The sequence below is a fragment of the Rhizobacter sp. P1_G5 genome (assembly GCF_056405435.1).
In genome coordinates this window covers 1-5,654 of record NZ_JBFUCB010000399.1, presented here as the reverse complement: position 1 = coordinate 5,654, position 5,654 = coordinate 1, and the positions used below count along the sequence as shown (strand labels likewise).

At 70.5% G+C, this 5,654-nt stretch carries 2 protein-coding genes; both read right to left on the bottom strand.

Going from position 1 to position 5,654, the window contains the following annotated elements:
- Positions 1-102 precede the first annotated feature (102 nt).
- Complete coding sequence (locus AC1D12_RS22895; RefSeq protein ID WP_052211241.1) at positions 103-2,361, bottom strand: putative bifunctional diguanylate cyclase/phosphodiesterase; 2,259 nt, start codon at positions 2,359-2,361, stop codon at positions 103-105.
- A gap of 4 nt (positions 2,362-2,365) precedes the next feature.
- The coding region (locus AC1D12_RS22890; RefSeq protein WP_477843055.1) for a PAS domain-containing hybrid sensor histidine kinase/response regulator at positions 2,366-5,654 on the bottom strand (3,289 nt) is incomplete at its 5' end.

Genomic DNA, 5,654 nt, shown 5'->3' with positions numbered 1-5,654 from the left:
GCCTTGGCCAGCACGGCAGGCGTCTGCGGCGCCTGGGGTTTGGTGTCCATCGATCAGGTCAGGGCAAGAAGAGGGAGGGCAAGAAAGGGGCCACTGGGGGCATCACTTGGGCGAGTGGCGGTTCGGCCGCGGCTCCAGCCCGGCCCGGATCGAATCGGTGAGCCCGTCGTCCTCGCCGGCGTCGACGATCCACGGCGCCTTGCGCGGCAGCACCGTCTGCTGCAGCCACTGCTCCAGCGCCTCGGGCGCGAGCGCCCGGCTGAACAGGAAGCCCTGCATCATTCCGCAGCCCAGCCGGTGCAGCACTTCCATCTGGCGCATGTTCTCGACCCCCTCGGCCACCACGCGCAGGCCGAGCGAGCGCGCCAGCGCGATGATCGCGGTGACCACCGCCGAGCTCTGCGGCGTCATGCCGAGATCGCGCACGAACGAGCGGTCGATCTTCAGCTCGCTGATCGGCAGCGTGGTCAGGTAGGCGAGCGACGAGTAGCCGGTGCCGAAGTCGTCGATCGAGATCTCGACGCCGATCTCGTTGAGCCGGTGCAGCGTCGGGATCACGTTCTGCAGGTCCTTCATCAGGCCTGTCTCGGTGATCTCCAGCTCGATCGCATGGTGCGGCACGCCGTACGCGGTGACGGCCTGGTGGATGTGCTCGACCAGGTCGGTGCGCTCGAACAGCCGGTTCGGCAGGTTCACCGCGATCGAGTCGCTGAAGCCGAAGCTGTCCTGCCAGATCCGGGCCTGGCGCGCCGCCTCGCGGATCGCCCATTCGCTGAGCGGGATGATCAGGCCGGTCTCCTCGGCCAGCGGGATGAAATCGCCCGGCGGCACCAGCACGCCGCCGCGCTGCCAGCGCATCAGCGCCTCGGCGCCCACCATGCGCGCGCCGCGCACGTCGACCTTGGGCTGGTAGTGCAGCACCAGCTCGTTGCGCTCGATGGCCTTGTGCAGCGCGCTCTCGAGCTCGAGCTTCTCGCGGCCCTTGCCGGCCAGCGCCGGGCGGTACAGCAGCGCGGCATTGCGGCCCTGCGCCTTCACCGAGTACATCGCCACGTCGGAGTTGCGCATCAGGTCGGCCACCGTCTGGCCGTCGCGCGGGAACATCGCGATGCCGACGCTCGCGGTGACGAAGCACTCCTGGCCGCCGACGAAGATCGGCTCGCGCATCACGTCGAGCACGCGCGCGGCGACCCGCTCGGCATCGGATTCGTCGGACACCTCGGGCAGCAGCGCGACGAACTCGTCGCCGCCGAGCCGGCCGACGGCCTCCAGCGTGCGGTGCGAGCGCGAGCCCATCGATTCGACGGCGCTCTCCATCACCTGGTCGGAGTGGCGCACGCACGAGCGCAGCCGGCGCGACACCTCCATCAGCAGCTCGTCGCCGGCACCGTGGCCCAGCGTGTCGTTGATCACCTTGAAGCGGTCGAGGTCGATCAGCAGCAGCCCGACCGGGTGGTTCAGCCGGCGCGCATGCTCCAGCGCGCGCTCGGTGCGCCAGATCAGCTGGCGGCGGTTCGGCAGGCCGGTCAAGGCGTCGAAGTTGGCGAGGTGGCGGATCTTGTCTTCCGCCATGCGGCGGTCGGTCACGTCCTGCACGATGCCGGTGTAGCCGGAGAGGTTGCCGTGCTCGTTGAACTCCGGCTCGGCCTCGACGTGGATGATGCGCTGGCGGGCGTCGGGCAGCGTGACCGGGATGTCGGTGGCCAGCACCGAGCTGTGGCGGATCACCTCGTGCAGGATCGTCACGAAGCCGGCGCGCTCTTCGTTCGGCACCATGCGCAGCAGCGCCCGCATGCTCGGCGTGTCGCCCGGGCCGAGGCCGAACACCCGCAGCCCCTCGACCGAGAACAGCGGGTTGCCGTGGCCGCGGTGCCAGTCGAAGCTGCCCATGCGCGCCAGGTCCTGCGCGCGCGCGAGCTTCGACTTGCTGCGTTCCAGCTCCTGGCGGGTGCGCGACGAGCGCAGCAGGTAGCGCAGCCGGCCGGCCAGCAGGCTCCAGTGGGTCGACTTGACGAAGAAATCGGTGGCGCCGGCCTCGTAGGCGCGGGTGATCGACGCGTCGTCGTCGAGCCCGGTCAGCATCAGCACCGGCATCGACTCGAAGCCCGGCAGCGAGCGCAGCTCGCGGCAGGTCTCGAAGCCGTCCAGCCCGGGCATCAGCGCGTCCAGCACGACGACGTCGGGCGACCAGTCGGCCAGGATCTGGATCGCCCGCTCGCCGCTGGTGGCCTCGGTGATCGCGAAACCGCGCTCGCGCAGCGCGATGGCGGTGAGCAGCAGGTTGACCTCGTCGTCGTCCACCAGCAGCACGCGCGGCTGCCCGAGCAGGTCGTCGTCGGGCAGCGGCGCGCTCGAGCTCATGAAGTCAGCGGCCCAGCAACCGGCGCGTGGCAGCCACGACGATCACCACCTCGGCCTGCAGCGCCACGATGCGATCGTCCATGCCCTGCGTCGCCTCGCGGCGCACCATGGCTTCGATTTCTGCGCAGATTTGAGACATCTTGAGGGCCCCGATGCTCGCGGAAGACGACTTCAGCGTGTGTACCACGTGCCGGATGCCCGTCAAGTCGTGGGACGCCTGAGCATCCTGCAATTGGGGGAGAAGACGCTCGAGCGAGGTATCGAAGGCCTTCATGACCCGCTCGAGCAGCTGGTTCTCGCCGCTCGGGTCGAGCTCGYGCAGGCGGTCGAGCGCGCCGGCATCGAGCACGCCATCGGCGGCGGCCGCCGGAACAGCGGGGGCCGGAGCGCCCACGCCGCCGGTGGGCGAGCTGTCGGGATCCACAGGCGCCGCGGGGCGCAATCGTTTGGAAAGCATGGCGAGCAGTTGGCTTTGGCGGAATGGCTTGGACAGATAGTCGTCGAAACCGAGTTCGAGGAACCGTTCTTCATCCCCTCCCAGGGCATTGGCCGTCACGGCGATCACAGGCGTTTCGGTCGGCGTCAGGAAGTTGAACCGTCCCGAGCGRCTGCGCCGGAACCAGTTCAACGCCTCGACGCCGTCCATGCCGGGCATCTGGATGTCCATCAGCACGAGATCGAAGCGCCGCTCGCACAACGCCTTCAAACCCTCCAGCGCCGAGGCGCTGACCTGGACCTGGCACCCCAGCGCCCGGAGCATCTGGCCGATGACCTCCTGGTTGACCGGATTGTCTTCGATGACAAGGATCTGTGCGTTCAGCCGGGGCGTCAAGCGCGTCGCATCGGCGCGGTGGCTGGAGATGCCCAGGATCGCCTGGCGCAGCTCGGCCTTGCGCACCGGCTTCGCGACGAAGCGGTCGAAGCCGGCGCGGTGCGCCGCCCGCACGTCGTCCGGCGACGACACCGACGACAGCAGGATCATCTTCATGCCGCTGCCCGGGCGCTCCGGGCCGAGCGCCTTCAGTGCATGGGCCAGGCCCATGCCGTCGAGCCGCGGCATGTGCATGTCGACCAGCGCGAGGTCGAAGCGGGGGTCGACCGGCGTCGCGCCCGACAGGATCGCCAGCGCCTGCCGGCCGTCCTCGGCCAGCACCACCTGCATGCCCCAGGCGCCGAGCATGTTGTCGAGCACGGTGCGGTTGGTCTCGTGGTCCTCGACCACCAGCACGCGCAGGGCCGGCATCTGCGTCACGTCGAGCCCCGGCGACGTGGTGTCGCCGCCGGCGCTGTCGGCAGGCGCCATCGGCATGCTGAAGATGAAGCGCGAGCCGATGCCCGGCGAGCTCTGCACCTCGATGTCGCCGCCCATCAGCTCGACCAGCTGCTTGGAGATCGCGAGGCCCAGCCCGGTGCCGCCGTAGCGGCGCGACATGCCGCCATGCGCCTGCGTGAAGGCGCTGAACAGGCGCGGCAGCACCTCGTCCTCGATGCCGATGCCGGTGTCGCGCACCTCGAACTCCAGCCACAGCGCGCGGTCGGCCGACTGCGCCGGCATCGGCATGCGCACGTCGACGACGATCTCGCCGGCTTCGGTGAACTTGATCGCGTTGGCCACCAGGTTGGTCAGCACCTGGCGCAGCCGCAGCGGGTCGCCGTGCACGTGGCTCGGCATGCCGGGTTCCTCGCGGAAGCTCAGCTCCAGGCCCTTCTCGTGCGCGCGCGGCGCGAGCAGCTCGAGCGTGTCCTCGACCACCGAGCGCAGCGAGAAATCGACCGGCGCCAGCTCCAGCCGCCCGGCCTCGATCTTCGAGAAATCGAGGATGTCGTTGATGATCTCCAGCAGCGCCTCGCCGGAGCGGTACACCGCCTGCGCGAAGCGTTTCTGGCGGTCGTTCAGTGCGGTGCCCAGCAGCAGCTCGGTCATGCCGAGGATGCCGTTCATCGGCGTGCGGATCTCGTGGCTCATGTTGGCCATGAACTGGCTCTTGGCCTGGCTGGCGGCCTCGGCGATGTCGCGCGCGCGCTTCAGCTCGTTCTCGTGCTCCAGCTCCTCGGTGACATCGCACACCAGGCCGTACACGCGCAGCTCGCCGTCGGGCATGCGGCGCGAGCGGGTGCGCGAGCGCAGCCAGCGCACGCCCTTGACCGGATGCTGGATGCGCACGCGGATGTCGGCCGGCTGCAGCTGTTCCTCCAGCTCGCGGCGGGCCGCCAGCAGGTGGCGGTCTTCCGGCAGCACGCGCGACAGGAAGGAGTTCGGCGTGCGCTCGAACTCGTCCTGCGGCGTGCCCCAGGTGTCGTAGCTGCTCTCGGCGAGGAAGTGGAAGCGGTCGCGCGCCGGGTTGGTGACGAACAGGCTGTCTTCCACCGTGTGCGCGAACTCGCGCAGCCGGTTCTGCGACTCGTGCAGCTCGCGCTCGGCGCGGCGCTCGCGGGTCACGTCGCGCGCGAGCACGATCACCAGCCGCGGCGTGCCGTCGGCATGGCGCAGCGCGAAGCAGCGGGCGCTGACGATGCGGGTGCCGCCCTCGCCCGGCACCTCGACCTCGCTCTCGATGGTGCCCTGCTCGGCCAGCGCCCGCGCGATGGCCGGCTCGCCGAGCAGCGCGACATCGCCGCCGAAGGCATCGCGCACGGTCTTGCCGAGCACCTGCTCGCGGCCCTTGGCGAACTCGCGCTCGGCGTGGGTGTTGAGCGCGACGATGCGGCGGTCGATCGGGTTCAGCACGAACAGGCTGGCCGGCAGGTTCTCCATCAGCAGCTGCAGCAGTTCGGGCTCGGGCGTGGCGGGCGCCGGCGTGGTGGGCAGCAGGATCGGGATCGGGATCGGGATCGGGATCGGGACCGTGGCGGGCGCCTGGGCGTCGGCTGGGGCATCCGGGCGCGCGCTGCGCAGGTCGAGCAGCCGCTGCACCGTCTCGAGCACCCGGCGCAACGCCGTCAGGTCGCGCTGTGCCGGCACGCCGTGCAGTTCCAGCACGGCAGCCGTGGTGATGCCGCCGCGCACCGGCAGCGCCATCACGCTGGCGGCAGAGCCGTGCATCGGTGCCAGGCAGATGCGGCCTTCGGCGACCGCCCGCCCGGTGGCGCTGAGCCGGGGGTGGACGGTGAAGCGGCCGGAATGCGGATCCTCGGGCTGCTGCCAGGCCTGCAGCTGGGCGGCGTCGCCGGCGACGGACAGCACGCGCAGCACCGCGTGGCCCTCGGCCTGCAGGCCCTGCGCCAGCAGCCCGGCAGCGCCGTGCAGGGCGTCGGCCAGCGATTCGGCCTCGTCGACGCGGGCGGCGACCTGC

Coding starts and splice junctions, on each gene's coding strand:
- AC1D12_RS22895 (WP_052211241.1), bottom strand. CDS start 2,361: ATGAGCTCGAGCGCGCCGCTGCCCGACGACGACCTGCTCGGGCAGCCG.